Origin of the sequence: Pseudomonas sp. UME65 (genome assembly GCF_014170225.1) — a bacterium.
Taxonomy (GTDB): domain Bacteria; phylum Pseudomonadota; class Gammaproteobacteria; order Pseudomonadales; family Pseudomonadaceae; genus Aquipseudomonas; species Aquipseudomonas protegens.
This window is the reverse complement of sequence record NZ_LZZQ01000006.1, coordinates 1-25,525: the sequence shown is the minus strand read 5'-3', so window position 1 is coordinate 25,525 and position 25,525 is coordinate 1. Positions and strand designations below refer to the sequence as shown.

26 protein-coding genes are annotated in these 25,525 nt (G+C 65.6%); 6 read left to right on the top strand and 20 right to left on the bottom strand.

Annotated elements, in window-relative coordinates:
- Positions 1 to 29: 29 nt before the first annotated feature.
- Complete coding sequence (locus tag A9971_RS07015; protein ID WP_019094294.1) at positions 30 to 467, bottom strand: DUF3995 domain-containing protein; 438 nt, start codon at positions 465 to 467, stop codon at positions 30 to 32.
- A 96-nt stretch (positions 468 to 563) separates the two neighbouring features.
- Between A9971_RS07015 and A9971_RS07010 the strand changes: the two genes are divergently transcribed.
- A complete protein-coding gene (locus tag A9971_RS07010) occupies positions 564 to 950 on the top strand; it encodes a DUF2946 domain-containing protein (RefSeq protein WP_183001534.1) in 387 nt (128 codons plus the stop codon).
- Positions 951 to 1,037: 87 nt separating this feature from the next.
- Positions 1,038 to 3,173, top strand: coding sequence for a TonB-dependent siderophore receptor (locus A9971_RS07005; protein ID WP_183001533.1), 2,136 nt, complete (start codon positions 1,038 to 1,040; stop codon positions 3,171 to 3,173).
- Positions 3,174 to 3,233: 60 nt separating this feature from the next.
- On the opposite strand, the gene A9971_RS07000 is transcribed toward A9971_RS07005, so the two are convergent.
- The 3 genes from A9971_RS07000 to A9971_RS06990 form a co-directional block, all read right to left on the bottom strand.
- Positions 3,234 to 4,247: an ABC transporter substrate-binding protein gene (locus A9971_RS07000; protein ID WP_011060899.1), complete on the bottom strand. Its 1,014-nt coding sequence runs from the start codon at positions 4,245 to 4,247 to the stop codon at positions 3,234 to 3,236.
- Positions 4,248 to 4,383: 136 nt separating this feature from the next.
- Positions 4,384 to 4,587 carry a hypothetical protein gene (locus A9971_RS06995; RefSeq protein WP_015635322.1) on the bottom strand — a complete coding sequence of 68 codons (204 nt, stop codon included), beginning with the start codon at positions 4,585 to 4,587 and terminating at the stop codon, positions 4,384 to 4,386.
- Positions 4,587 to 5,057 carry a hypothetical protein gene (locus A9971_RS06990; protein WP_026020109.1) on the bottom strand — a complete coding sequence of 157 codons (471 nt, stop codon included), beginning with the start codon at positions 5,055 to 5,057 and terminating at the stop codon, positions 4,587 to 4,589. The genes A9971_RS06995 and A9971_RS06990 overlap by 1 nt, the downstream gene beginning before the upstream one ends.
- 602 nt (positions 5,058 to 5,659) lie before the next feature.
- Here A9971_RS06990 and A9971_RS06985 point away from each other — a divergent pair.
- The 3 genes from A9971_RS06985 (at position 5,660) to A9971_RS06975 (ending at position 6,655) form a co-directional block, all read left to right on the top strand.
- Positions 5,660 to 5,890, top strand: a complete 231-nt coding sequence (locus A9971_RS06985) for a hypothetical protein (protein ID WP_026020108.1) — start codon at positions 5,660 to 5,662, stop codon at positions 5,888 to 5,890.
- A 69-nt stretch (positions 5,891 to 5,959) separates the two neighbouring features.
- On the top strand, positions 5,960 to 6,331 hold the full coding sequence (locus tag A9971_RS06980) for a hypothetical protein (RefSeq protein ID WP_123473245.1): 372 nt from the start codon (positions 5,960 to 5,962) through the stop codon (positions 6,329 to 6,331).
- 84 nt (positions 6,332 to 6,415) lie between these two features.
- Positions 6,416 to 6,655 (top strand): DUF2789 domain-containing protein, encoded by a 240-nt coding sequence (locus A9971_RS06975; RefSeq protein ID WP_183001532.1) that lies wholly within the window; start codon positions 6,416 to 6,418, stop codon positions 6,653 to 6,655.
- On the opposite strand, the gene A9971_RS06970 is transcribed toward A9971_RS06975, so the two are convergent.
- The 13 genes from A9971_RS06970 to iolC form a co-directional block, all read right to left on the bottom strand.
- Entirely contained in the window at positions 6,652 to 6,870 is a 219-nt protein-coding gene (locus A9971_RS06970; RefSeq protein WP_019094291.1) for a hypothetical protein, read from the bottom strand. The genes A9971_RS06975 and A9971_RS06970 overlap by 4 nt on opposite strands.
- A gap of 121 nt (positions 6,871 to 6,991) precedes the next feature.
- Positions 6,992 to 8,617 carry a methyl-accepting chemotaxis protein gene (locus A9971_RS06965; RefSeq protein ID WP_077933960.1) on the bottom strand — a complete coding sequence of 542 codons (1,626 nt, stop codon included), beginning with the start codon at positions 8,615 to 8,617 and terminating at the stop codon, positions 6,992 to 6,994.
- Positions 8,618 to 8,776: 159 nt separating this feature from the next.
- The gene (locus A9971_RS06960; RefSeq protein WP_011060892.1) at positions 8,777 to 9,181 is read right to left on the bottom strand and encodes a TraR/DksA family transcriptional regulator; all 405 of its coding nucleotides are present in this window, start codon (positions 9,179 to 9,181) and stop codon (positions 8,777 to 8,779) included.
- Between the two features lie 425 nt (positions 9,182 to 9,606).
- Complete coding sequence (locus tag A9971_RS06955) at positions 9,607 to 10,629, bottom strand: ABC transporter permease (protein WP_011060891.1); 1,023 nt, start codon at positions 10,627 to 10,629, stop codon at positions 9,607 to 9,609.
- A 31-nt stretch (positions 10,630 to 10,660) separates the two neighbouring features.
- Positions 10,661 to 12,208 (bottom strand): sugar ABC transporter ATP-binding protein, encoded by a 1,548-nt coding sequence (locus tag A9971_RS06950; protein ID WP_015635317.1) that lies wholly within the window; start codon positions 12,206 to 12,208, stop codon positions 10,661 to 10,663.
- A gap of 66 nt (positions 12,209 to 12,274) precedes the next feature.
- Positions 12,275 to 13,201, bottom strand: coding sequence for a sugar ABC transporter substrate-binding protein (locus tag A9971_RS06945; RefSeq protein WP_011060889.1), 927 nt, complete (start codon positions 13,199 to 13,201; stop codon positions 12,275 to 12,277).
- A 41-nt stretch (positions 13,202 to 13,242) separates the two neighbouring features.
- Positions 13,243 to 13,488: a hypothetical protein gene (locus A9971_RS06940; RefSeq protein WP_011060888.1), complete on the bottom strand. Its 246-nt coding sequence runs from the start codon at positions 13,486 to 13,488 to the stop codon at positions 13,243 to 13,245.
- 213 nt (positions 13,489 to 13,701) lie between these two features.
- A complete protein-coding gene (locus A9971_RS06935) occupies positions 13,702 to 14,712 on the bottom strand; it encodes a Gfo/Idh/MocA family protein (protein ID WP_072442195.1) in 1,011 nt (336 codons plus the stop codon).
- 34 nt (positions 14,713 to 14,746) lie between these two features.
- A complete protein-coding gene (gene iolD / locus A9971_RS06930; RefSeq protein ID WP_183001531.1) occupies positions 14,747 to 16,684 on the bottom strand; it encodes a 3D-(3,5/4)-trihydroxycyclohexane-1,2-dione acylhydrolase (decyclizing) in 1,938 nt (645 codons plus the stop codon).
- Positions 16,685 to 16,762: 78 nt separating this feature from the next.
- The gene (locus tag A9971_RS06925) at positions 16,763 to 17,584 is read right to left on the bottom strand and encodes a TIM barrel protein (RefSeq protein WP_183001530.1); all 822 of its coding nucleotides are present in this window, start codon (positions 17,582 to 17,584) and stop codon (positions 16,763 to 16,765) included.
- Positions 17,585 to 17,620: 36 nt separating this feature from the next.
- The gene (iolB, locus tag A9971_RS06920; protein ID WP_015635313.1) at positions 17,621 to 18,427 is read right to left on the bottom strand and encodes a 5-deoxy-glucuronate isomerase; all 807 of its coding nucleotides are present in this window, start codon (positions 18,425 to 18,427) and stop codon (positions 17,621 to 17,623) included.
- Entirely contained in the window at positions 18,424 to 19,332 is a 909-nt protein-coding gene (gene iolE / locus A9971_RS06915) for a myo-inosose-2 dehydratase (RefSeq protein WP_015635312.1), read from the bottom strand. The genes iolB and iolE overlap by 4 nt, the downstream gene beginning before the upstream one ends.
- A gap of 130 nt (positions 19,333 to 19,462) precedes the next feature.
- The gene (iolC, locus tag A9971_RS06910; protein WP_015635311.1) at positions 19,463 to 21,403 is read right to left on the bottom strand and encodes a 5-dehydro-2-deoxygluconokinase; all 1,941 of its coding nucleotides are present in this window, start codon (positions 21,401 to 21,403) and stop codon (positions 19,463 to 19,465) included.
- A gap of 315 nt (positions 21,404 to 21,718) precedes the next feature.
- Here iolC and A9971_RS06905 point away from each other — a divergent pair, with 315 nt between their 5' ends.
- Entirely contained in the window at positions 21,719 to 22,639 is a 921-nt protein-coding gene (locus tag A9971_RS06905) for a MurR/RpiR family transcriptional regulator (protein ID WP_011060881.1), read from the top strand.
- Between the two features lie 19 nt (positions 22,640 to 22,658).
- Here A9971_RS06905 and A9971_RS06900 read toward each other — a convergent pair whose 3' ends face one another.
- From A9971_RS06900 to A9971_RS06890, 3 genes are all read right to left on the bottom strand, one after another.
- Positions 22,659 to 22,928: a hypothetical protein gene (locus A9971_RS06900; protein WP_053157953.1), complete on the bottom strand. Its 270-nt coding sequence runs from the start codon at positions 22,926 to 22,928 to the stop codon at positions 22,659 to 22,661.
- Positions 22,929 to 22,943: 15 nt separating this feature from the next.
- Positions 22,944 to 23,864 (bottom strand): bifunctional oligoribonuclease/PAP phosphatase NrnA, encoded by a 921-nt coding sequence (locus A9971_RS06895; protein ID WP_183001529.1) that lies wholly within the window; start codon positions 23,862 to 23,864, stop codon positions 22,944 to 22,946.
- Positions 23,865 to 23,939: 75 nt separating this feature from the next.
- A complete protein-coding gene (locus A9971_RS06890; protein ID WP_077933954.1) occupies positions 23,940 to 25,409 on the bottom strand; it encodes a PLP-dependent aminotransferase family protein in 1,470 nt (489 codons plus the stop codon).
- Positions 25,410 to 25,525: the final 116 nt, after the last annotated feature.

Genomic DNA, 25,525 nt, shown 5'->3' with positions numbered 1-25,525 from the left:
CTGCACTGGCCAGCGCCGGCTGACTGCCCTCAGGCCCAGGCCAGCACCAGCAACCCGGCCCCCAGCACCACGCACAGGGGGGAATAGAACAGGGTGTCGAGGCGGGCGAATTTCGAATCCCGGACTTCCTTGAAAAAACCCACCAGCTCGGAGTCGCCGATGGCCCGGGCGAACATCAGCAAGGCAATGGCGCTGATCACCCACTGCAGAGACGGATGGGTCACGGTCGGCAGGTAGAGCCCGACCCTCAGGCACACCAGCATCGCCACCAGCAACAAAGCCACTGCCACCAGCATCGTGGCCAGGGCCGGCGGGCGGAACGCCGGCTGGGTCATGCCGGGCCCTGGCCCCGGCACTTCGGGGATCACTGCATCACTGCCACGCTTGCCACCCGCAGCCCAGTACAGATGGATCAGACTGATCAACAGGAAGCTGCCAGCCACCCCCTGTGCGAGCAGAAGATTCATGTTCAGACGTCCGTGCAGAAAATGTCGCTGAAGAATGGACTCGATTGACCGTTTTTGTAAGTACGTTCGTCGCCTTCGATGATAAAGTGCCGCCCCATGAAATTTGCCCGTTCCGATCGCTCGCTCGTTGCCTGGATGCTCTATTGCTGCGTCCTGTTCAACGTGTTCGCCTGCAGCATCGGCCACGGGCAGATACTCGGCATGCAGCTCAACGGCATCGGCGGGCAGTTCTGCAGCGTCGACCCTGCCACCCAGGCGCCGCTGCAGAAACCGGCCGACCAGGGCTCCCTGCCCACTCTATCCAAAGCCTTCGGTTGCCCGCTGTGCTCCACCGGCGGCATGGGCCCGGCCCTGAACTCCAGCCTGACCCTGGCCCTGCTGCCGCAGCCCCAGGCCCCGCTTGCGCGCACCCTGGCCAAGACCGACCTCCCCGCCCGCTCCACCTGGCCCGCGGCCCATCCCCGGGCACCGCCTCTCGCCTGATTCCTGCTCGTGCTCAACCTGCCCACTGCGCTGTCGCGCGGCGCGCGTTCGTGGGCCTTTTCCTAGCCAAGAATTCAGGATGCACCGATGAAACACCTTCCTTTGCTGGCGAGCCTGCTGGGCTGCCTGTCGATCAATGCCTGGGGACAGCCGAGCCTCGAACTGGCCCCCACCACCATCGGCGCCGATGAGGCCGATGCCGAGCCGGGCCTGAACCTGGACCAGTCCAGCGGCATGGCCTCGCGCCTGGGCCTGAGCCTGCGCGAAACCCCGGCCTCGGTGGCCGTGGCCAGCCGCCAGGACCTGGAGCGAAGCGGCGCCCGCACCTTCCAGGAAGCGGCCAACGCCCTGCCCGGGGTCAACGCCAGTGCGCCGCCGGGGTTCGGCGGCTTCGTCTCCTACCGTGGCTTCACCAGCAGCCAGATCACCCAGATGTTCAACGGCATCAACGTCGCCACCGGCCTGGCCCGGCCCGTGGACGCCTGGATCTACGACCGGGTGGAACTGGTGGGCGGCCCCTCGTCGCTGATCAATGGCGCCGGCTCCGTGGGCGGTTCGCTGAACTACGTGACCAAGCTCGCGGACCGCCGCGAACAGGCTGCCGAAGGCCTGCTCGGCTACGGCAGCTACGACACCACGCAGACCGCTTTCGGGGTCAACCACGCCCTCAGCCCGGCCGGTGCCGAGGTGCAGCACTACGCGCGCTTGGACGTCAGCCACAACACCAGCAACGGCTACATCGACCGCCAGGAAAGGGATGCCTGGAGCCTGGCCTTCTCCCTGCTCAGCGACCTGACCCCGGACCTGTCCCACACCCTGGCGGTGGAATACCAGGATGAACACGAGGACAGCCCCTACTGGGGCACCCCGGTGCTCAATCCCAAGGCCGGTGAGCTGAAGATCGACAAGCACAACCGCTTCAACAACTACAACGTCGCCGATGGCCTGTATGAGCAACGCACGGTGTGGCTGCGCTCGATCATCGACTACCGGATCAACCCCAGCACCAGCCTGCGCAACACCCTCTACCACCTGGACAGCCAGCGCGACTATCGCAACCTGGAGACCTACCAGTACAACGCCGACAACAGCCGGGTGAACCGCTCGACCGCCTACCTGGTACGGCACCAGGGCCAGCAGGACGGCAACCAGTTCGAACTGCGCCACGATGATCAGCTGTTCGGCCTCGACACCACCTGGTCCGGGGGTTTTGAGTACAAGGTCAACAGCACCACCAACTCGCCCTGGAACGTGCCGGCCAGCAACAGCGTCGATCCCGGCAACTTCCAGCCGGGGGACTTCTATGACCTGAAGGGCACCCGCCAGGGCTGGGCCAAGGACAAGACCAACCAGGTCACCACCCGCGCCCTGTTCGTCGAGAACCGCCTGGCCCTGACCGACGAGCTGTCACTGCTCAGCGGCCTGCGCTACGACGCCATCGACCTGGACGTGACCAACCACCGGCTGATCACCGCCAGCAACCCGCGCCACCTCAAGCACAGCTGGGAACCGGTCACCGGGCGCCTGGGCCTGACCTGGCAGTTCCTGCCCAGCGCCAATGTCTACGTGCAGTACAGCACCGCCGCCGAGCAGCCCAGTGGCACTCAGAACTTCGAGGTGTCCACGGGCAAGCAATGGGAAGTGGGCAGCAAGTTCGACTACCTGCAAGGATGGGGTTCGGCGACCGTTGCCGCCTATCGCATCGAGCGCAAGGACTTTGCCGTCACCGATCCCCTGGACCCGGCCAACAGCATCCCGGTAGGCCAGCAGACCTCCAGGGGCATCGAGCTGGCCAGTTCCCTGCACATCACCCCCAAGCTACTGGCGCAAGCCAACTTCGCCTGGGTGGATGCCGAGTACGGCGAGTTCAACGAGAAGATCGCCAGCGGCGCGGTGGTCTCCCGCAAGGGCAACACGCCGACCAACGTACCGGACCGGCTGGCCAACCTGTGGCTGACCTATGACCTGTCGCCCAACTGGCAGACCGGGGTCGATGCGCGCTACGTGGCCTCGGTATACGCCGACAACGCCAACACTCTGCGGATGCCTGCCTACACCCTGTACGGCAGCTTCCTGCGCTACAAGGTCGACAGCCACACCACAGTGACCGGCCGGGTGCGCAACCTGACCAACGAGGTCTATGGCCAGTTCGCCCATGTGTCCCCGGCGTACTACCTGGGCCAACCGCGAACCTTCGAGGTGGCGGTTCAGACCCGCTTCTGACCCCTGCCTTGCACCCGCCGGGCGCAAGGTTCAAGGGCCCATTCGCCGGCACGCCGGCGCCTACAAGGTGGCGGCGATCCTGTCCGCCACGTCCCGGGGCACCCAGGCGCGCCAGACGTCGGGGTGCTGCTTGAGGAAGGCCCGGGCCGCGTCCCGCGGGGCGCTGTGGTTCTCGCTCATCTGCGCCAGGGCGCGGTTCAGGGGCTCGATGGGCAGGTCGACCTTGGCGAAGAACTGCGCCAGTTGCGGGTACTGCTTCTGGAATGGCGTGGACACCCCGATCGACAACCTGGAGGCCAGGGAACGGGTTGGCCGGGGGTTGGGGTTGGCGGCGTCGGTCAGGGTCTTCCAGGCTTCGGCGTCAAAGGGCGGTTCTTGCAGTTGCACCAGCTTGAAGCGCCCGAGCAGCGGCGTGGGCGACCAGTAATAGAACAGGATCGGCTTGCCGCGACGGATCGCCGAGCTGATCTCCGCATCCAGGGCCGCTCCGGAACCGCTGCGAAAATTCACGTAGCTGTCCTGCAGGCCATAGGCCTTGAGCTTCTGCTGGTTGACGATCTCCGAGGTCCAGCCGATCGGGCTGTTGAGGAAACGCCCCTTGTCCGGGCTCTCCGGGTCCTTGAACACGTCCTTGTAGCGGGCCAGGTCGGTCACGCTGCGCAGCTCCGGCGCCAGGGGCTTTATACCCTTGGCCGGGTCGCCCTTGATCACGTATTCCGGCACCCACCAGCCTTCGGTGGCGCCCTTGACCGTATCCCCCAGGGCCTGCACCTTGCCTTCGGCCTCGGCCTTGACCCACACCGGGCTGCGCCCCGCCCACTCTTCGCCGATCACCTGGATGTCGTTGTTGGCCAGGGCCGTTTCCAGGGTGATGGTGGTGCCGGGCAAGGTGTCGGTGGGCAAGCCATAGCCCTGCTCCACCATGATCCGCAGGATCTCGGTGATCAGGCTGCCGCTTTCCCAGTTCAGGTCGGCGAAATGAATCGGTTGCGGCGCCGCCACAACCGGCTGCACCGTACTCAGGGCGGCAAGGCTCAACAGGCTGCTGGCCAGCAGCGCGCGGATTCCTTTCATCGGGGTACACCTCTTGGGTCAGGACCTGGGCCACAGGGGCAGGCAGCGCCTAAGCGCACGGCCCCCAAAGCATTAAGTCAACTGACTGTAGTAGAGGTTCAGTAGTTTCAACCCCAGGCCATTCCCGGATGGCCGCTCAAGAGGCCGGAGGCTCCTGCAACCGCTGCAACTCGCGGCGCACCATGCTGGCGTAGGCCGCGGGGCGCAGGTTGTACAGCTGGGCGGCGACCCAGTTCAGCCAGGCGCCCTGGAGCACGGTCTTCTGCGCGAACAGGCGCTGGGCTTCAGCGCTCGCGGCCTGTTGATGCTCATGGTGAAACGCGGCGCGGCCCTGGCTCATCACTCGCTGGCCTTGAAGCTCACCAGTTCGCCCTTGCGCCATTTGGCGGCCTTGGCGGTCACCGCCTTGAGGGTCTTGGTCAGGCCTTCCTGCAACTGCTCGTTGGCGGCAAACACGGTCACCACCGAATGGCCTTCCTTGAACAGGATGCCCTGCCCCAGGGGGCTGCTGACAAAGGCGTAGTCGCCCAGGCCGTAGACCGTCAGCTTGATCTCGCGAAAGCGGATCTCCATCTTGCCGCCTTCACGGCTGGGCAGCACGGCGGCGCGAAAATGATCGCCGACCTTGAGTTCAAGGCGCGGCTTGTCGTCCACCACCAGGGCCGTCTCGGTGTCGATCTCGGCGACGTAGATGCCTTCGGCGGACTGTTCGGTGAGGTAGACAAAACGAGATTGGAACTGCTTGACCAGCTTTGCGCGCAAATCACCCAACACGAACAATGCATGCATTTCAAGATTACTTACTGCCAAGGAACACTCCCCGATACTCAAAATGATGTCGCCCGGAAAAAAACGGACGGCACGAAAAAACCGCCATGACGGCGTAGTCACCCCAATCGGTTACCCAATACACACAAGTGCAGCTGGCACTCCTGGCCACGACGCTGGCGGCGGCACTGAGCAAGGGGCATTTCGCCGATGCATCAGGCACATGTCGAAGGCGTGAGGAGTGAGCTCTGACCCGCAAAGCGTGGCGGCGCGTCGTCGGGGGTGGGTGCTGGAACAGGCCTGCTGGCCGGATGCACCCGGGTCACGATTCCCCCGGTCGGCAGCCACTTCGGGTTGCAGAGGCAATTCTAGAGCAACTTTGTGCATTTCGACTATTTAAAGCGCACACCGGCTTCGCGCGCACCCACTTCAGCAAAAGCCGGAGTTGACGCGCAGCCGGTAATATTACCCAGCAACAGAAGCAGGAAGTTTCAGATTAGATCATCAGAATAATCGCCACCTAGAATCCAAATGATATAACTCAGCCCGCCATCACCCAACAACTGCCATACTCCGCCATTGATTGAATGCCCCCCTCTTGGGGGGCGTTCAAGCACTCACTCATCTCCAAGGGAAGGCTAGAAGTGACCGAACTAGATATTGGCGAGTTTTTCATTCGTGGCGAGTGCAGAGAAGTCGAAGGCGAGTTCCAGGCCGTGATTGCCATGCGCGCCAAACCCCCACTGACCCAGGTCACCTTCCACCAGGTGGAACGCGATCGCTGGTTCAAGACCTCGGAAGACGCTGCCGCGGCAGCCAGAGCGTCGGCCAAGGCCCTCAAGCAGGCCATCGACCAGGGCGCCCTGAACGCCTGACAGACAGCGCCAGTCAAGGATCCGACAGCGCGACCGATACAAAGGCGAGATCCGTTTAAGAGCATCATGATGATCGACTTCAAACCCCCATCTCGCCTGGCCGACTTCCTCAAGCCGGATCCAAGCACTGCGGTACTGGAAGCCTCGGACGACGGCGAGACCCTGGTCCTGAGCCGCTCCAGCGCGCAAACCCCGGAAGAGGCGCTGTTGCTGGCGAAGAAAAAACGCATCCGCCAACTGAAAAAGCAGATCGAGCTGCTGCAACAGAAACTGCAGCGGGCCAAGGCCCGCCTGGCCACAGTCAAGGAAGCCAGTTCCGGCTCCGACACCGGCCGGGCCATGGCCCTGTCGTCCGCCCGGGCCCAAGTCATGGCTTACAGCACTGCCCTGTCCATGGCCCAGACAGCGTTGTTCCAGGCCGAGAGCGGCACCCTGGCCTGAACCCTTGGATCGAACTTGCGCGCCCGCCATGCCTCAGATGCACTGAGGCAGCACCGGTGCTGCCCGTCACCCAAGGAGATCACCATGGAAGCGCCCACCCATAACCTCGAAGGGCTGTTCGACCAGTTGGGCCTGGATTCCAGCCCCGCCGCCATCGATGGTTTCATCGCCCGGTACTCGCCCCTGGACGAAGACCTGAAAATGATCGACGCCCCCTTCTGGACGCCCCAGCAAGCGGCCTTTCTCAAACAGCAACTGCGCGAAGACGCCGACTGGGCGCCCGTGGTGGACGAGCTCAACCTGCGCCTGCACCAGGCCGGTTAAGCCGAATGCCGCAGGTGCCGGCCGCCGGGCAGCAGCACCTGCAGCTGCTGCTGCCAGGCCAGCCGGCACTCCTCGGCCTCGGCGCGGCTGGCAAAGGCCGTGCCGCGCTGTTCGCCATTGACCAGAACCACCCAGCACGCACGACGGCCCTGGGCCCGCAGGCTGGCTGGCACGCCGCTGCCAATCATCACCGCTACATCGACTTTGCTGTGCATGGAGCTACCTCCAGAAAATTAGTTAGCTGCCTAACGATGTTGGCATACTAACTAACTTGCCGGCCCCTGGAACAGCCTGTTCCTGCATTGCAGCATTACCGATAGCGTAACAATGGAGGCCTCAGCCCTTGCCCGAGCCTGGCGCCTGCTCGGGTTTGTAACCCAGGCGCAGCCCGCCCCAGTGCCGGCCGCGGACCATGATCGGCACCGAAAGGTCATGCATCAGCTCGCCGGTATCCCGGGTATAGGTCTGCAGAAGCAGCGGTTGCTGGTGGCTGCCACAGCGGATCCCCGTGCGGTCGGCGAACTTGCGCTTGCTGCGGTTATGCAGGTTGTCCACCTCGGGGTCGCCGGTCAGCGGCTGGGAAAAAACCTTGTTGTGGGTCGGCACGTAGCCTTCCTGGGTACAGGCGATGGCGAACACCAGGCCATCGTGGCGCGGCAGCAGGGATTCCTGGATCGGCGGCAGCACCTGATCGGTGTAGCGGTCGAAGCGGGTCTGGTATTTGGCCGGGTCGGTGTTGGCGATCAACTGGTAGTGACGATCGAACAGATCGTCGAGGCTGATGCGGTTCTGCTCCAGGTCGGCCTCGAACTGCTCGGCAATGCGCCGCGCGCCTTCGCGGGCCAGGTCGTAGATGCGCTGGTGATAGTCATCCAGGCCCACCGCCGCCAGGCGTTCGCTGATGGTTTCCGCCTGCCCTTCCATCTGCACCGCGGCCTGCGCCAGGCTGCGGGTCTGCTGGTCGCTGACCGCCAGGTCGCTGCGCATCTGCTCCACGGCATGAAACAGGCTGTCCAGTTGCTCGCGGTTGGTCTCGGCGCCCCGGGCGATCTCGCTGACCTGCCCTTCCACCCCGGCCGCCAGGCGCGCGATGTTGTCCAGGTGACGACCGGTGTGCTCCACCTGCTCGACCCCCAGGTTGAGGTCGTCGGCCAGCTGGCGGATCTGCTCCACCACGTCGCTGGTGCGCTGCTGGATATCTGCCACCATCACCCCGACCTCGTCGGTGGCCGCGGCGGTGCGCCCGGCCAGCCCGCGCACCTCATCGGCCACCACCGCGAAACCGCGCCCGTGTTCCCCGGCCCGGGCCGCCTCGATGGCCGCATTCAGCGCCAGCAGGTTGGTCTGGCTGGCGATGGACTGGATCACCAGGGTCACCCGCTGGATCTCCTCGCTGCGCTGGCTCAGGGCCTCGATCAGCTCACGGCTGCCATTGGCGCGCTGGCTGAGCAGGTGCATGCGGCTGATGGATTCCCCCAGCACCGTGCGCCCTTCGGCGCTGCTGGCGTGGGCCTCGCTGGCGGCGCCCAGGGCCTGCTGGCTGAGTTGGGAGGTGACCTGCTCGGTCTTGATCATCACTTCGGCGTTGCCGACGATGCGCGCGGCGGCGTCGAGCTGGGATTGCAGCTTGCCTGCCAGCTGGGTCACCGAGTAGGCCACGCCCGCCGCGGACAGTGCGTTATGGGTGGTGCTGTAGGACAGGTCACGGGTCAGCGCCGACAACTGATCGTCAGCCGTCGCGTTCGCCACCAGGGGCCGCCCGCGCCCGCGCAACCGCGGCAGCCAGATCACCAGCACCGCCACGGGCAGGCACAGGTACAGCGACCAGCCGCCCAGGGCCTGGCCGGCGAACAGCGCCATCAGCGCCGCGCTCTGCAAGGACGGCGCCCACCAGCGGGCGGCGGTTTCGGGTGTTGCCAGCGGCTGTGCGACCGGCGCCGCTAGAGATCCATCTCTTGACATCTGTGTCACCCCACATCGTTCTAATTGTTTGCGGCATTAGACGCCACTAGAGGGCCATTATCCATGGTCCCTTAGTCGCGGGTTTGCAGCAGATCAAGAGAATGTGCGGGCGGGCACTGCCCGAAAAAACAGAGCCCCCGCTGTGGCGGGGGCTGGCGATCAGGCTTGACGCTGATGCTTGTCGATCTGCTCGTGGCGCTCTTGGGCCTCGATGCAGTACTTGGTAGTGGGGCTGATCAGCAGGCGCTTGAGGCCGATCGGCTCGCCGCTGTCGTCGCACCAGCCGAAGCTGTCGTCGCTGATCCGGCCCAGGGCCTGTTCCAGTTGCGGCAGCATGCGCTGGTCGCGATCAATGGCGTTGACCAACCAGGTGCGCTCTTCTTCGACGGAAGCGGCGTCGGCCGGGTCAGCCGGGGTGTCCAGGCTTTCAATGGCGATCCGGTTCTGTTCGATGCGCTCGTGGGTTTCCACCTTCATGGCTTGCAACAGGTCGCTGAAAAAAGCGTGCTGCTCGGCATTCATGTAGTCATCCGCCGGCATGGCCAGCAACTTTTCCTTGGTCATTGATTTCTCTATAAAAAATACGTGCATTAAGGCGAATTCAAACTGTTTCCGGTTGACCCGTCAGGTCATCAGAAAGGCGCCATACCTTCCAAGCGCCACCCGGCACTCAATTTACGAGGGGCGGCAGTCTAAGGCCGGTTTGAGGGCGCAGCAACTGAAATGACAGCGAATCTGTCCGACAAACCGCACAAAGCCCGCAAATGCGGGCTTTGGTGGCGTTTATTGGAGTGCGTTTATAACAAAAAATTCCATAGCCATGGGTCTTTTAGAAGACAAACGGCAGTGCCGGACGGCGGATTCTGGCCGTTTTCAACGATTTCCAGGGGCACCGGCCGGCCGGCGAAGAGGCCTTTGGAGCGGGCCAGGGCTCGGGAGCGTATTCGCTGGCACGCCGGCTGCTGCACCAGCCGGCGCCTCTCCCCTGCTCAGCGCTTGAGCTTGCGCTTGTTGCGGTACTGGTCGATGACCACCGCCACCACGATGATCAGGCCCTTGATGATGTCCTGGATGTAGGCATCGACCCCGACAAAGGTGAAGCCACTGGCCATGACCCCGAGGATCAGCGCGCCGATCACGGTGCCGGTGATGCGCCCCACCCCGCCGGCCAGGCTGGTGCCGCCGATCACTGCCGCGGCAATCGCGTCCAGCTCGTAGGACATGCCCATCCCCGCCTGCCCGGTGGCGGCCCGTGCCGAGGCCACCACCCCGGCCAGCCCCGCCAGCAGCCCGGCAATGCTGTAGACAATCACCAGGTGGCGCTTGACGTTGATCCCCGAAGTCCGCGCCGCCTGCATGTTGCCGCCGATGGCATAGGTGTACTTGCCGTACTTGGTGTAGCGCAGGGCGATATGAAAGATCAGCGCCACCACCAGGAAGATCACCACCGGCATCGCCCCGTGGCCGATGGCGGTGTAGGAATCGGAGAGCATGCTCACCGGCTGGCCCTGGGTGTAGTAACGCGCCAGCCCCCGGGCCGAGACCATCATTCCCAGGGTGGCAATAAAGGGAGGAATGCCGGTCAGGGCAATCACACTGCCGTTGATCGCCCCCGCCAGGAGGCCGACCCCGAGCCCGGCGAGCACCGGGATCCACACCGGCAGGTCGGTCAGCGAGGGAAACACCGCCCGGGTGAAGTCCGAGGTCTGGGCCAGGCTTGCGGCAATCATCGCCGACAGGGCCAGCACCGAACCGGAAGACAGGTCGATACCGGTGGTGATGATCACCTGGGTCACGCCGATGGCCAGCAGGCCGATCACCGAGACCTGGAGAATCATCAGCACCAGGCGCTGGGAATTGAGCAGAAAACTCTGGTCGCGGACGATCCAGCCAAATAGCTCGAACACCAGGCCGATACCGATCAGCACCAGGAAGATGCTCAGCTCGGTGGGCAGTCGTCGCCGGGGCTTGACTGCCACCGCCGCGGGTTTGTTGTCGATTATCGCGTTCATTGCCAGCCACCACCCTTGGGTTGAATGTCGTCTAGTTCAGGCCCGAAGCCAGTTGCATGACCCGTTCCTGGGTCGCCTCGTTGCGGTCCAGGGTGCCCATCAGCTGCCCTTCGTGCATGACCATGACCCGGTCGCTCATGCCCAGCACCTCGGGCAGTTCCGAGGAAATCATGATCACCGCCATGCCCTCACCGGCCAGACTGGCGATCAGGCGGTAGATCTCAGCCTTGGCTCCCACGTCAATGCCCCGGGTCGGCTCGTCGAGAATCAGGATCCGCGGCTGGGTCATCAGCCAGCGCGCCAGCAGGGCCTTCTGCTGATTGCCCCCGGACAGGGTGTCGATGCATTGCTCCAGGGACGGGGTCTTGACCCGCAGTTTCCTGCACATGTCCTCGCACAAGGCGCGCAAGGCCTTCTGCTGGACAAAACCGCCGCCGGCGTAGTGCGGCAGTACCGCCACTTCCATGTTTTCCAGGACCGACAGGCAGGGGAACAGGCCACTGAGCTTGCGATCCTCGGTCAGCAGGGCAAGGCCCTTCTCGATCGCCCGGTGGGGGTCGCCGATGCGCAGGGGCTGGCCGTCGAGGACAATCTCGCCGCCATCGCTTGGGGTGATGCCGAACAGGGTTTCGGCGACATTGGTCCGCCCCGAGCCCATCAGCCCGGCAATGCCGAGGATCTCCCCGGCATGCAGGTCGAACGACACCCCGGCGAACACCCCGTCCAGGCGCAGGTCGCGGACCTTGAGCAGCAGCTCGCCGATAGGCTTCTCGCGCTGGGGAAACAGCTGGCTCAGCTCGCGCCCCACCATCATCGAGATCAGGCTGTCGCCGTCCAGGCTGTCGGCCCGTTGCAGGCCGATGTAGGCGCCATCGCGAAACACCGCCACCTCATCGGCAATGGCGAACACTTCGTTCATCTTGTGGGTGATATAGACGATGCCCTTACCCTGGGCCTTGAGGTCGGCAATGATCGAGAACAGGTGCGCCACCTCCTTGTCGGTGATGGCCGAGGTCGGTTCGTCCATGATCAGCACGTCGGAGTCGTAGGACACGGCCTTGGCGATCTCCACCATCTGGCGCTCGGCGATGCTCAGGTTGCCCACCTGCTCCTCGGGGTCCAGTTCGATGCGCAGGCGCGCCAGCAAGGCGGCGGTGCAGCGGTGCATTTCCCGGTGGTCGATCAGGCCCAGGCGGTTCTGTTGCTCGCGGCCGATCCAGATGTTCTCGGCGATGCTCATGTGCGGCATCAGGTTGAGTTCCTGGTGGATCATGGCGATCCCCGCCTGCAGCGCCGCCAGCGGCGTGGCGAAGGTCACCGGCCGGCCCTTGAGACGCAGTTCGCCGGAGTCGGGCTGATAGATGCCCGCGATGATCTTCATCAGGGTCGACTTGCCGGCACCGTTTTCGCCCATCAGCGCCAGGACCGTGCCGGGGCGTACCCGCAGTTGCACGTTGGCCAGGGCCACCACCCCGGGAAAGCCCTTGCTGACATTCAGCACTTCCAGCAGGTAGGGCTCCTGGGGCGCCACGGCCGGGCTCAGGGAGTGCAGGCTCGAAGCAGTAGCACAAGCGTTCATGATCAGCTACTCCAGCGGCCGGGCAGCCAGCGCCGCCCGGCCCGCGTGTGATTGAAGGGCCGGCGCCTACTTGAACTGGGCGACCGTTTCCGGGGTGATCAGGCGGTAGGGAATCCACACCGCGGCGTCCACCGGCTGCTTGTTGGCCATCTTCACCGCGGTTTCCACCGAGCCGTCGGCCTGGCCCTTGGCGTCCTGGAACACCGACACCGCCAGCTCGCCGCGCTGCACCGCGCGCAGCCCGTCGGGGGTGCCGTCGACCCCGGCGATCAGCACGCTGCCCTTGGCCACCCCGGCCTGGTTCAGGGCCATGGCCGCACCGATGGCCATCTCGTCGTTGTTGGCCACCACCGCATTGAACTCGCGGCCCTGGGTCAGCCAGTCGTTGACCAGGGTCATGCCCTTGTCCCGCAGCCAGACGCCTGTCTGTTCCTGGTCGACCTTGATCCCGGGGTACCGGGCCAGCACCTCCTTGACCCCCTTGGTGCGATTGGTGGTGGAGTTGTTCGCCAGGTCGCCGAGAAGGATCACGATGCTGCCCTTGCCGCCCATTTTCTCGGCCAGGTACTGCATCTGCATCTTGCCTGCCTCCAGGTCGTCGGAGGCCACGGTGACCACGCCCTTGGGCAGGTTCAGGTCGTCCGGGCGACGGTTGACGTAGACCAGGGGAATCCCGGCCTTGACCGCCGCCTCGGTGATCTTGCGAGTGGCGGCGGTATCCACCGGGTTGACCACGATGGCGTCCACCTTCTGGCTGATGAAGCTTTCCACCTGGCTCAGTTGCTTGACCACGTCACTGCGGGCGTCCTCGAACTGCAACTGCACGCCTTCGGGCATGGACCTGGCCTTCTGGTCCATGGACTCGCGCAGGTAGGTCAGCCAGGTGTCGTCGAACTGCGACATGCTCACGCCGATGCGCACCTGGGCCAGCGCCGCGCCACTGAACAGCATCAGCGACAGGGCAAGACACGCCACTCGGTTCTGAATGTTCATTAAGAGTCGTTCTCCACATGCTTGTTGGTGGGTGGCCGTGCTCAGGCCGGCGAATACAGAACCGGGGCCCCGGGCATGCAGCCCAGCAGCGCGCCCTGGTGTTCGACACACAGGCCGCTGAGCAGGGTCAATAAACGAGAGGACCAGGGAGTGACGGGCAGATCGCGGGAGGCGGCGCCCCGGGTACGGGACAGCCATTGCAGAGCAGAGCGGAAGGTTTTCATCGACGGCACCTGTTTGTTCTTGTTGGTGGGTTCTCCAGGGCTCAAGCGGGGCTTGAAGGCCATGGGAACCTTGTAGGGTCGGCTACCTGGAAACGACTTTATTGGAAAATAATTTCTATATCAACTCATTTTAGAATTTTACTGCAATTGCATTTCCAGCAGCCCGATCCCTCGCTTCCCGCAGGAGACGGCTTGCCGGCGAAGGGGCCCGCACGCCTTGCAGCGCCCTGGAAAACACCTTCGCTGGCAAGCCGGCGCCTACAGAAATCCCGGGGTTCAGGCGTAGAGCGCCGGGCGCTGGGGCAGGCTGATGGGGACGATCGCCCCGCTCTGCTGGGCCTCGATGCAGGCGTCGGCCGCCACCGCCGCGGCCAGGCCGTCCCAGGCCGAGGGCCCACCCACCCGGCCAGCGCGCACGCCATCGACAAAGGCCTGCAGCTCGACGTCATAGGCGGCGATGAAGCGCTCCTTCCAGTCCATCAGGATCGCGCTGGACAGGCTGGCCGCGCTGCGCAGCTGGACCTGGGGCGGCTCCGGCAGGCGGGCGATGCCGCTCTCGCCCACCACTTCGCACTGGATGTCGTAGCCGTACTGGCAGTTGACGAAGATCTCCACGTCGATCCGCGTGCCCCGGGCGGTTTCCAGCAGCACGATCTGCGGGTCGCGCAGTTGGGCGTGGGCCTTGCCGGTCTTGCGCGGGAACAGCACCTGCACCGACACATAGTCGTCCGCCAGCAGCCAGCGCAGCACATCCAGCTCGTGGATCAGGGTGTCGGTGATGGCCATGTCGGTCTTGTAGTTCTCCCCCACCCGCGGGTTGCGGTGAGCGCAGTGCAGCATCAGCGGCTCACCGATGCGCCCACTGTCCACCACCGCCTTGAGCGCCTGGTAGCCGGCGTCGTAGGGGCGCATGAACCCCACCTGCACCAGGCGCCGGCCGTGGGCAATCTCGGCCTCGACGATGCGCCGGCAGCCGGCGGCAGTCACCGCCAGGGGCTTTTCGCAGAACACCGGCTTGCCGGCGGCGATGGCCGCCAGCACGAACTCTTCGTGGCTCGGGCCCCAGGACGTCACCAGCAGCGCCTGGACCTCCGGCGCCTGGATCAGGGCATGGCCGTCGGGGTAGACCTCGGCCTCAAGCGTGAGCCCGGCCAGCACCCGGGCCGCCTGCTGCGGGTCGATGTCGGTCACCGCCACCACCCGGCAGCCCTGCAGGGTCTGGCTGCAACGCCGAATGTGATCCTGACCTATGGCACCAGTGCCGATAACGCCTAGCTGCAAAGACATGGGTGTACTCCTGTGGTTGTTCGGTTAGGGAGCTTCAGTACTGGCGCGCCTTGGCCAACTGCTGATCGATGGCGGCGGCCGCGGCGGCCACCCTCTCACTGCCGCTGACCTCGGCCACCGCCACATGCCACCAGGACAGGTAGCCGTGGAGCATGGTCTTGGGCAGCACCTTGATATCGATCAGGGTCGAGACCCGCTGCAGCCGGGCGTCCGCCAGGGCGGCGTGGAGCTGCTCCAGGTTCCTCACCTTGTAGGTCTTGCAGCCGTAGGCCGCGGCGCTCATGGCGTAGTCCACCGGGATCAGGCCGCCGTCGAGCTGGTCGCTGTCTGGGTTGCGGTAGCGGAACTCGGTGGCGAAGCTGTCCAGGCCCTGGCCCAGCTGCAGGTTGTTGATGCAGCCGAAGGCCATGTTGTCCAGCAGCACCACGTTGATCTTGCGTTGCTCCTGGATCGAGGTCAGCAGCTCCGAATGCAGCATCAGGTAGGAGCCGTCGCCCACCAGGGCATAGACCTCGCGCTCGGGGGCGGCGAGCTTGACCCCCAGGGCCGCGGCAATTTCATAACCCATGCACGAATAGCCATATTCCACGTGGTAGGTGTTGAGCCCCTTGCTGCGCCAGCTGCGTTGCAGGTCCCCGGGCAAACTGCCGGCAGCGGCGACAATCACCGCATCGTCGGCCAGGGTCTGGTTGAGCACCCCCAGCACCTGGCTCTGGGTCAGGCAGGAGCCGGTCAGCTCGATGAACTCGCGCAGCACCGCCGGGTCCAGCGCGTCGTTGACCTCCGGCACAAAATCCTCGCCCTGATAGTGCACGCCGTGGACCCGCTCCAGCTCGGCATCCAGCTGCGCCCTGGCCTCGGCCACCCGAGTGCCCCAGCCGGCGCGGTAGGCGCTGCCGGCCAGGGCCTCGCCCAGTGCCTGCAAGCCGGCCCGAGCATCGGCCAGCAGTTGCACGCCATCGAGCTTCACGGCATCGCCGGGGTTGATATTGAGGTTGAGAAACTGCACCTGGGGGTGCTGGAACAGCCACTTGGACGAGGTGGTGAAATCGCTGTAGCGGGTACCGACGCCAATGATCAGGTCGGCCTCCCGGGCCAGCAGGTTGGCCGCCAGGCAGCCGGTTTCACCGATGCCGCCCACGTTCAATGGATGGCTGGACAGCATCGCGCTCTTGCCGGCCTGAGTCTCGGCCACCGGGATCGCGAAGCGCTCGGCAAAGGCCTGCAGGGCCTGGTTGGCCGCGGCGTACTTGACCCCGCCACCGCAGATCAGCAACGGCTTGCGCTTGCCCCGCAGCAGCGCCACGGCGTCCGCCAGCATCGCTTCGGTGGGTGGCCGCCGGTCGATGCGATGCACCCGTCGGGCGAAGAAGCTCAGCGGGTAATCGTAGGCCTCGGCCTGCACATCCTGGGGCAGCGCCAGGGTCACCGCGCCGGTCTGGGCCGGGTCGGCCAGCACCCGCATCGCCTGCAGCGCCGCGCTCATCAACTGCTCCGGGCGGTTGATCCGGTCCCAGTATTTGCTCACCGCCTTGAAGGCATCGTTGGTGCTGATGCCCAGGTCATGGAACTGCTCGATCTGTTGCAGCACCGGGTCCGGCTGGCGGCTGGCGAACACGTCGCCGGGCAACAGCAGCAAGGGAATGCGGTTGGCCGTGGCGGTGGCCGCGGCGGTCAGCATATTGGCCGCGCCGGGGCCCACCGAAGCGGTGCAGGCATAGACCTTGCGCCGCAGGTGCTGCTTGGCAAACCCGATGGCGGCATGGGCCATGCCCTGCTCGTTGCGGCCCTGGTGCACCCGCAATTGGCCCGGGTCCTGCTGCAGCGCCTGGCCGATGCCCAGCACATTGCCGTGGCCGAAGATCGTAAAGACCCCGGCAATGAACCGGCTCTGCTGCCCGTCCACCTCGACGTACTGGTTATCGAGGAATTTCACCAGGGCCTGGGCCATGGTCAGTCGAATCGTGCTCATCTGTGTTCCTTCAATGGCCATACAGCACTCTCACTGTTCTTTGTGCGGAAGCCGGCTTGCCGGCGCCTACAAGGGGGGTCAGGCCAGGGCCTGGCGCAGGTGCTGGATACTGCGTTCCAGAGCCTGCTGCAGGTCCGGTCGATCGTGAACGCTCGCGGCAAAGGGCTCGAAGGACAGGTAGCCGCGGTAACCGCCCGCCAGCAACGCGGCGATCTGCGTCGTGTTGCCCAGCCGGTCCGCCGCGCCCACCAGCACCCGATGACCGTCCCGCAGCGCTGCCAGAGGCAGTGGCGGGCCCTCGACACCGGAGAGGTGCACCAGCCCGGTGAGCTCGGCGAACAGCTGGGGTTCGCCGGCCAGTGTGTGGTGGAAGGTGTCGTGCACCAGGCTCAGCACATCCAGCGCGCCAACGGCGCGGATCGCGTCCACGGCGCTGCGCTTGTCACGCAGGGCGCACTCGGCAAACCCCAGGGGTTCGACAAAACCGCGCAGGCCATGCTGGCGAAGAACCTCCGCGATCCGGGTCAGGGCGGCCGCCAGCCCCTGGGCCCGCTGGCCCGCGCTGCGCCGGTCGCCGGGGTCGTTCAGCGGGCACAGCACCAGGCCCTCGGCACCGCAGGCGCGGGCATAACCGGCCAGGTGCAGCAACTGCTGGCGGCGCTGTTCATCCCACAGGTCGAAGGGGTACAGGGCATTGATCGACAGCAGCCGGATGCCACGCTGCTCACACAGCTCGCGGACCTGCTCGGGGGGCGTGCCATCCTCGATCTCCACACCCTTGAGGTCATTGCGCAGCTCCACTGCATCGATCTTCAAGGCCAGTGCCAGGTCAAGAAAATCCGCCAGAGGCAGGTGCGGTGCGACCATTCGGTTCAAGGCAAAACGCAAAGGCTGAGTCATGTTCCAACTCCCCGAAAATCGGCAAAGGTGCGTCGTTCACAGATCCAGCAGCCAGCTGTGCCGGGGGTCGTTATGGAACTGCCAGACCCGCTTCGGCCCAGCCATCACGTTCAGGTAATAGGACTCGTAGCCATAGGGCACGCTGACCGGGTGGTAGCCCCTGGGCACTACCACCAGGTCGTGGTGCTCCACCGCCATGGCCTCGTCCAGGCTGCGGTCGTCGGTGTAGACCCGCTGGAAGACAAAGCCCTGGGGCGGGTTGAGCTGGTGGTAATAGGTCTCTTCCAGAAAGCTCTGGTGCGGCAGGTCGTCGGTGTCGTGCTTGTGCGGCGGGTAGCTGGAGGAATGCCCGGACGGCGTGCGCACCTCCACTACCAGCAGGGAATGGGCCGGTTCGCTGTCGGGCAGGATGTCGCAGACGTAGCGAGTATTGGCGCCCTTGCCGCGCACGCTGCGCTTGCATTGTTCCGGGCGGATCAGCCGTGGGCCGAGGTCGTTATCGACTGCCCCCGGGGCGGCACACACAGCGATCTGCACATCGCTCAAGGCGGTGACCCGGGCCCGACTGCCCGGCGGCAGGTAGGCTGCAAAGGGGGATTTGTCTTCGAACACCGATTGCCGGTCACCCAGGTTGGGCCACTGGAAGGCGCCCTGGGACGCTTCGCCCTGCACATCGATGCGGCCGCTGAGCAGCACCAGGCACAGCTCCTTGTCGCCGGCGCTGACCGGCAGGCTTTCCCCCAGGCCCAGGCGGTAGGCACTGAACCCCACGTATTCCAGGGCGCCCTCTTGCAGCTGGACCATGGTCCGGCCCTTTGCAGCGCTTTTAACCAGCAGGCTCATTGGGCAGCCCTCCTGCGTTGCAGCGCGGCATCCAGCAGGGCCCGCAGGGTGTCGTAACCTTTTTTCGCATAGACGTAGCTCGGCGCCACCGCCGGGTCCTGCTCGGCCTCCACTACCAGCCAGCCCTGGTAGCCAGCGTCCAGCAGCACATCGAGCAAGGGAGCGAAGTCAATGTCGCCATCGCCCGGCACGGTAAAGGTGCCGTTGACGATGCAGTCGGGGAAGCTCCACAGGTTGTTGCGCGCCAGTTGCACCACCGGCTTGCGCACGTCCTTGAAGTGCACATGGCACACCCTCCCGATATGCCGGCGCAGCACCTCCAGGGGTTCGCCGCCGCCCATGTAGCAATGGCCCGAATCGAACAGCAGGCCGACTTCCTCGCCGGTCAGGCGCATCAGCGTGTCGATGTCCGCCGGGGACTCGACGTAGGCGCCCATGTGGTGGTGATAGGCCAGGCGCACGCCCTGGGACAGGGTGAAACGCGCCAGCTCCGTGAGTTTGTCCGCGTAATCCTGCCAGGCCTGTGCACTGTGCCAGCGCGGGCGCTCGATCAGCCGCACCGGCAAGCCCTGGATCGAGTCGGCCACTTCGCCGTAGACCAGCACCGAGGCGCCGTTGCGTTTGAGCAGTTCGACGTGGCTGGCAATGGCGTCGATTTCCTCGGCCACCGAACGCCGGGCCAGGCGGCTGGAGTACCAGCCCGAGACCAGCGCCAGGTCATAAGGGCGCAACACATCGCCCACGCCCTTGGCGTCCTTGGGGAACTTGCCGTTGAGTTCGAAGCCTTGGTAACCGATCTCGCGCCCTTCGCTGAGGGCGGTGCTCAAGGGCGTTTCACCGCCCAGGGCCGGCAGGTCGTCGTTGCTCCAGGAAATCGGGTTGATGCCAATTCGGATCGCGGGCATGGCTGCACCTTTTGTTGTTATTCATGAAAGCGTGGAGAACGGCCTCGCACTGGTAGGAGCTGGCTTGCCAGCGAAGGCGCCGGCGAGCCTGGCACCAGGCTCAAGACCCTCTTCGCCGGCAAGCCGGCTCCTACACAGGGCGGGCGCTGCGCCAGGCGTTGATCAGTTGTTCGAAGGTGTCCTGCACTTGCCGGATCAGGGTGTCGTCGTCGATCTCCCCCGCCAGCCAGGCTCGGCTGGGCTCCTGGAAAATCGTGCGGCCCACGGCAAAGCCCCGGCAGGTGCGGCTGTCAGCCGCTTGCCGGAAGCCCTCGGCTAGGGCTTCGGCCGAGGCATTCAGGCCCAGCAGCACCACGCCACGGCAATAGGGGTCGCGCTCCTGGATCAGCTCATCGAGCTTTTTCCATTCCTCGGCCGACTGCGCCTCGATCTTCCACCACGCGGGGTAGATGCCCAGGTTGTACAGGCGCTTGAGGCTGCGGTAGAGCACCTCGGGATGAGCGCCGGGCAGGTCCCTGGGCGGGATGATTTCCAGCAGCAGTTCATGCCCGCTGACCTGGGACGCCTGGTACAGGCCACGGATCTGCGCTTCCTGTTCCAGGCGCAGCAGGGGGTCGTCGTCCGGGTGAAATTGCACCAGGCACTTGATGATCTGTTCCTGGGGCCAGGCGATCAGGTTGCTGCCCACCGAGCGCCCGTGCTCGAACGCCAGGGGCCGCGAGCCCTGCACTTCCACCGGGCGCGCCACCCACCAGCCGCGCCCGGTGGCGGCGTTCAGCGCCTCCTGGCCGAAGCGCTGGTCGGCCAGCAGGCCGACATCGGCCTCGATGCCCCGGCGCCGCAGGTCGGCTTCGACCCGCTGCACCGCTTCTATGAAGAGTTGCTTGAGCTGACCGATGGCCTTGAGCTCGCGACCGGCTTGTTGGGCCAGCTCCACCAGTTGCCCACGGTGGTCGAAGGCAAAGACGAACAGGGGCTTCCAGGCCTTGCGCGGCACGCTGACCTGATGCAGGCGTTGCAGGACCGGGTCCTGGTCGGGACGGGTGATGGGCACCGGGCTGCTGAACAGATAGTCCAGTTCGGCCCGGGTCGGCATCGCCGGGGCGCAGGCGTGGCGCGACACCACCAGGCCGCCGCAGGCGTTGGCCAACTGGCAGCAGCGCTCATCACTGGCCTCTTCCAGCCAGCCACTGAGGAAGCCGGACATGAAGGCATCGCCGGCGCCCAGCACGTTGAGCACCTCCACCCGCACGCCGGGGTAGATCGCCCCGTCTTCCAGGCGCTCCGGAATCTCGCCGTGGATCACCGTGCACCCTTGCGGGCCAAGCTTGACCACCAGGGTAGCGGCGCTCAGGGAGCGCACGGTGCGCAAGGCCGTCAGCAGGTCGTCGCTGCCACCGGCAATCAGGAATTCCTCTTCGGTGCCGACGATCAGGTCGAAGCGCGGCAGGATGCCCTGCACATGCTGGCTGACCTGCGGGTCGGCCACGAACCGGGTCTGGCCGTCGGCCTTGCCCGCCAGGCCCCAGAGCACCGGCCGGTAGTCGATGTCCAGGACCCGCTTGACCCCGTGCTTTTGCGCGTAGTCCAGGGCCTGCAGGCTGGCCCGGTAGACGCCATCGGTGGAGAAATGGGTGCCGGTGATCAGCAGGGCCTTGCTGGAGGCAATGAAGGCTTCGTCGATGTCGGCGGCGCACAGCGCCATGTCCGCGCAGTTCTCGCGGTAGAACACCAGGGGGAAGGTTTCGCGGTCCTTGAGGCCCAGCAGGACCAGGGCGGTGAGGCGCTGCGGGTCGACCTTGACGGCGCTGACGTCGCAGCCTTCGCGCACCAGCGACTCCAGCAGGAAGCGCCCCATGTGGTCGTCACCGACCCGGCTCAGCATCGCCGACTTGAGGCCCAGCCGCGCAGTGCCAAAGGCAATGTTCGCCGACGAGCCGCCGAGGTATTTGGCAAAGCTTGCGACATCCTCCAGCCGGGCCCCCACTTGCTGCGCGTAGAGGTCGACGCCCAGGCGTCCGAGGCAGATCAGATCCAATTGACGCCCACTGGCAAAACGAGTCTGGCCCATGCTGGCTCCTGTTATTTTTATCAGCCGCTGCCTGCCGTCGCGCACTGCCCCGGCAGGCCTACTTGGTGGATGCAGACTAGAACGTCTCCCGGCACCAATCAATATTTATTCTATAAACTTTTTACGTGGAATATTTTTTCCATTAAACTTTTCTGCAATGCCCAAGGCTGCGCCGTGCATCGTTTCAGCAAGGCGCCCGGGGCCGGGCCCCTCAAGATTTTCCCGGCGCCGACCCTGTAGACTGCCCGCAGCCCATTTATTGTCAGGGGGCGACGCCCGCGGTCGCTCCCATCAGTACCCTCAGAAGGATCCGTTATGTCCCGCACCGATCAGCCGGCCCTGTCCGATCGCACGCCCGAGAGCGACCTTGCCAGCCCTCCGGCCAATGCCGAGCGGCTGCTGCAGTTGATCACCGAGGAGTACGAGAGCCTGCCGCGCCAGCTCAAGCGCATCGCCAGCTACATGAGCCAGCAGAGCGACCGGATCATGGTCGACCGGATCAGCGACATCGCCCGCGAGTGCGAGGTGCACCCTTCGGCCATCGTGCGTTTTTCCCAGCGTTTCGGCTTCAGCGGCTTCAGTGAAATGCAGGCGCTGTTCCGCCAGGCCTACACCCACAAGGCCACGCCGGTGCAGAACTACCAGCAGCGCATCCGCAGCCTGATCGCCAACAAGTCGCAGAAGGCCAGCGACGGCGACCTGGCGCGCGACTGCATCAGCGCCACCCTGTCGGGGATCGAGCGCCTGGGCCTGGAGCTGGACGACGCGGCCTTCGAGCAGGCCGTGGACCTGGTGGTCAACACCGACAATATCTATGTGGTGGGGGTGCGCCGCTCCTTCGCCGTGGCCGACTACCTGGTGTACAACCTGCAGCACACCAACAAGCGCATCCACCTGGTGTCGGGGCTGGGGGGCAGCTACCGCGAGCAGATGCGCAGTATCCGCCCCAACGACCTGGTGATCGCCATCAGCTTCACCCCCTACGCCAAGGAAACCCAGCACTGCCTGCGCATTGCTCAGCACAACCAGGCCAAGACTCTGATCATCACCGACAGCACCCTGTCGCCCCTGGCCAAGCGCGCCAACAGCGTGCTGCTGGTCAACGAGGGCAGCTCCTTCGCCTTCCGCTCACTGAGCGCCACCCTGTGCCTGTGCCAGGCGCTGTTCATTGCCGTGGCCTACCGCCTGGAACTGAAGATGGACGAGATTCACGAACAGGGCGGCTTCGACGACTAGCCCTTCGGCTGGCGCGGCGCTATTCGTAGATCTTGCCGCAGTACAGGAACACCGCGAAGCGCTGCCAGGGCGAAGCCTCCACCAGCCCCTGGGTGGCACCGATGCCGGTGGCCTCGGCCCAGGCGTGGGCGCCGTCGAGAAAATCCTCGATGCAATGGTTCTGCCAACTGTCGGCCTCGCCGGCCTGGGCCATGCGCTGCGCCTGGCGGCGGTCGGCAATCAGCGCCTGGACGAAGTCGAGGAAACTCTGCTCGTCATGCACCTGCTGCAAGCATTGTTCAAGGTCCATTGGGGCTCTCCGGGGTCAGGACGTTGCCTGGAGCGCCAGGCCCTTGCGCAGCAGTTCCTTGCGCAGGATCGGCCGGCCCGGGCAATGCACGCCGTCCAGGGTGCTGCACTCTAGCAGCCGTTCCAGCTTGCGGGCACTGCCCGGGCTGCCGGTCAGCAGGTAGCTCGTGCCTTCGCCGAGGCTGATCAGGTTCAGCAGCCAGTCATCGCCCCACTGCCCCAGCACCTGCTCGATCAGGCTGCGCTGGCGCACCAGCAGGCCCTGGGCATGCCACAGGGTCAGTTGGGCGAAACGCCGCGGCAGGTTGCTGGACGCTTCGAACACTTTCAGGTCCTTGAGCAGGGCCTCGGGCAGTTGCGCTTCGATCTGCTGCTGGCACTGCTTGAAATAGTCTTCGGGCCAGTCGGGGCCCAGGCCGGCCAGCGCGGCCAGGTCGGCGTAGGCCTGGCGGTCCGCCGCGGTGCACCCCTGGTCGGTGAAGTTCAGGGTGTTGTCGAGAATGCCCGCCGCCAGCAGTTGCGCGCTGTCGCGGCTGATCCTGGGCAGCAACCCGGAGTCGCGCCAGCGCTGGTAGACCTGGGTACAGGCGGCGCCGATCTGGCGGATATCCGCGTGCTGGCCCAGGCGCTCGTTCCAGAAGGCCTCGAAACCCGGGTGATGGTCGATGACCTCAACCACCCGGTCCAGGTCCACCAGCGGGTCCAGGTGCAGGTGGTTGGAAATGTCCACCAGCACGAACTGCTCGGTCCCTTGCGGAACATGGGCGTCCAGCCCCTTGAGACGCTGGCGGAAAGTGCCCGGGATGCTCTCGTTGAGCGGCGCGCTGCTCAGGGCCCGGGCCGGGCGGCCGTTGAGGTTGAGCCATTCGGCATAGGCAATGCAGCCGGCGTAGGCGTCGATATCCAGATAAGCCGCGCCGGCGGTGACAATGATCATGACGTCCCTGTAATCCACAAAGGCCGGAGGCCGGGGCGCCGAGGGTGCCTGAGCCACATGACAGCCAGATGACAGTCAGCGGCCCTCTACAGGCCCTGCCTCGGCCACCAGCAGCGCCGCCAGCCGCGAGCCGCTGAAGCGGATCTGCGCCAGGCTCAGGGCCGCGTAGCCGACGATCACCGCCGCCGGCCGGCGCACCTGCTGGCAGTGCTCGGCCAGGCCCTGCAACAGCAGGCCCTGCTGGGCCGCGCGCTGGCGAAAGCGCGCCTCATCGCTGCCCGGCGGCAACGTCAGCAGCAGATGCAGCCCGGCCTGCTGGCCGCTGATGCTGTAGCAGCCCGGTGCTTCACTGGCGAGGATCGCCAGCAGCAGGTCGCGGCGTTCCTGATAGGCCTGGCGCGCCGCCCGCAGATTGCGCAGGAAGGCGCCGCTGGCGATGTAGTCGGCCAGGGCCAGTTGCTCGATCACCCCCACCGAGCGCCCGGTGTCCTGCAAGGTGGCCAGCAACCGCGGGCGCAGGCGCTCGGGCAGCAGCATGAAGCCCACCCGCAGGCCGGCGAACAGGGTCTTGTTGAAGCTGCCGCAGTAGATGACGCGGTCGTCCCGGTCCAGGGACTTGAGGGCCGCCAGGGGCGCGCTCTGGTAGTTGAATTCGCTGTCGTAGTCGTCCTCCACCACCCAGGCCTCGCTGTGCCGGGCCCACTCCAGCAGGGCCAGGCGCCGGGACACCGGCATGGTCATGCCCAGGGGCGCCTGATGGGCCGGGGTGACATAGACCATGCGGGCATCCTGATGGTGTTGCAGCTGCTGTACATCGATCCCGTCCTCCTCCACCGGAATCGGCACCAGCCGCGCTCCGGCCAGGGCGAACAGGCTCCGGGCCGACAGGTAGCCGGGGTCTTCGAGGCACACCTTGTCGCCCGCTTGCAGCAGGCTGCGGGCCAGTAGGTCGAGGCCATGGCGGATGCCGGTGGTGATCATCACCTGCTGCGGCTCGCAGGCGATGCCCCGGTGCTGCCCCAGGTACTGGGCGATCTGCTGGCGCAGGGCCGGCAGGCCGCCGGGGTCGGCGTCCCACAGCGACTGCGCCGAGGCATTGCCCAGGGCCCGGGTCAGGGAGCGGGTCCAGCGTTGCAGGGGAAACAGCGCCGGGTCGGCCAGCCGGGCGACAAACGGCTGGCCGGCCCGCACGCTGAGCGGCGGGTACGGCGTCTCGCTCTCGCTGACGATGGGTGCCGCCGCCCGTGCCGGGGCGCTCAGGTACAGGTCCGGCACCACCGCGCAGACCCGGGTCCCGGAACCGCTGGCCCGGCTCACATAACCTTCGCTGCGCAAGCGGTCGAAGACCACTTCCAGGGTGCCCCGGGACAGGCCCCAGCGCTGGGCCAGGGTGCGGGTCGAGGGCAAGCGGCAGCCGGCCGGTAGGCGTTTTTCCAGGATCGCCTGGCGCAGGGCACTGTAGGCGCTGTCCTGTTTGCCCGGGGCTTCATCGCAGTGCTGGGGCAGCGGCAGGTCGAGGGGCACGGGGTGTTTTCCACGGCTCATAGTGGTCCAGTCAAAAGCGGCCTAAATGGTGCTCGGCATTAAACCACAAACCTCTTAATTTCAGTGCCATCGCCCTCTGCCCCGAGCCTGCCATGCCGCCCGCCACCCCCATCACC

Bases quoted from the DNA above. Each gene is read 5' to 3' on its own strand.
- A9971_RS06980 (WP_123473245.1), top strand. From the start codon at position 5,960: ATGATCGACTTCAAACCCCCATCTCGCCTGGCCGACTTCCTCAAGCCG.
- iolC (WP_015635311.1), bottom strand. From the start codon at position 21,403: ATGGGCCAGACTCGTTTTGCCAGTGGGCGTCAATTGGATCTGATCTGC.
- A9971_RS07005 (WP_183001533.1), top strand. From the start codon at position 1,038: ATGAAACACCTTCCTTTGCTGGCGAGCCTGCTGGGCTGCCTGTCGATC.
- A9971_RS06995 (WP_015635322.1), bottom strand. From the start codon at position 4,587: ATGAGCCAGGGCCGCGCCGCGTTTCACCATGAGCATCAACAGGCCGCG.
- A9971_RS06925 (WP_183001530.1), bottom strand. From the start codon at position 17,584: ATGACTCAGCCTTTGCGTTTTGCCTTGAACCGAATGGTCGCACCGCAC.
- iolE (WP_015635312.1), bottom strand. From the start codon at position 19,332: ATGCCCGCGATCCGAATTGGCATCAACCCGATTTCCTGGAGCAACGAC.
- A9971_RS06940 (WP_011060888.1), bottom strand. From the start codon at position 13,488: ATGGCCTTCAAGCCCCGCTTGAGCCCTGGAGAACCCACCAACAAGAAC.
- A9971_RS06955 (WP_011060891.1), bottom strand. From the start codon at position 10,629: ATGAACGCGATAATCGACAACAAACCCGCGGCGGTGGCAGTCAAGCCC.
- A9971_RS07000 (WP_011060899.1), bottom strand. From the start codon at position 4,247: ATGAAAGGAATCCGCGCGCTGCTGGCCAGCAGCCTGTTGAGCCTTGCC.
- A9971_RS06950 (WP_015635317.1), bottom strand. From the start codon at position 12,208: ATGAACGCTTGTGCTACTGCTTCGAGCCTGCACTCCCTGAGCCCGGCC.
- A9971_RS07010 (WP_183001534.1), top strand. From the start codon at position 564: ATGAAATTTGCCCGTTCCGATCGCTCGCTCGTTGCCTGGATGCTCTAT.
- A9971_RS07015 (WP_019094294.1), bottom strand. From the start codon at position 467: ATGAATCTTCTGCTCGCACAGGGGGTGGCTGGCAGCTTCCTGTTGATC.
- A9971_RS06895 (WP_183001529.1), bottom strand. From the start codon at position 23,864: ATGATCATTGTCACCGCCGGCGCGGCTTATCTGGATATCGACGCCTAC.
- A9971_RS06965 (WP_077933960.1), bottom strand. From the start codon at position 8,617: ATGTCAAGAGATGGATCTCTAGCGGCGCCGGTCGCACAGCCGCTGGCA.
- A9971_RS06900 (WP_053157953.1), bottom strand. From the start codon at position 22,928: ATGGACCTTGAACAATGCTTGCAGCAGGTGCATGACGAGCAGAGTTTC.
- A9971_RS06945 (WP_011060889.1), bottom strand. From the start codon at position 13,201: ATGAACATTCAGAACCGAGTGGCGTGTCTTGCCCTGTCGCTGATGCTG.
- iolD (WP_183001531.1), bottom strand. From the start codon at position 16,684: ATGAGCACGATTCGACTGACCATGGCCCAGGCCCTGGTGAAATTCCTC.
- A9971_RS06905 (WP_011060881.1), top strand. From the start codon at position 21,719: ATGTCCCGCACCGATCAGCCGGCCCTGTCCGATCGCACGCCCGAGAGC.
- iolB (WP_015635313.1), bottom strand. From the start codon at position 18,427: ATGAGCCTGCTGGTTAAAAGCGCTGCAAAGGGCCGGACCATGGTCCAG.
- A9971_RS06970 (WP_019094291.1), bottom strand. From the start codon at position 6,870: ATGCACAGCAAAGTCGATGTAGCGGTGATGATTGGCAGCGGCGTGCCA.
- A9971_RS06960 (WP_011060892.1), bottom strand. From the start codon at position 9,181: ATGACCAAGGAAAAGTTGCTGGCCATGCCGGCGGATGACTACATGAAT.
- A9971_RS06890 (WP_077933954.1), bottom strand. From the start codon at position 25,409: ATGAGCCGTGGAAAACACCCCGTGCCCCTCGACCTGCCGCTGCCCCAG.
- A9971_RS06935 (WP_072442195.1), bottom strand. From the start codon at position 14,712: ATGTCTTTGCAGCTAGGCGTTATCGGCACTGGTGCCATAGGTCAGGAT.
- A9971_RS06975 (WP_183001532.1), top strand. From the start codon at position 6,416: ATGGAAGCGCCCACCCATAACCTCGAAGGGCTGTTCGACCAGTTGGGC.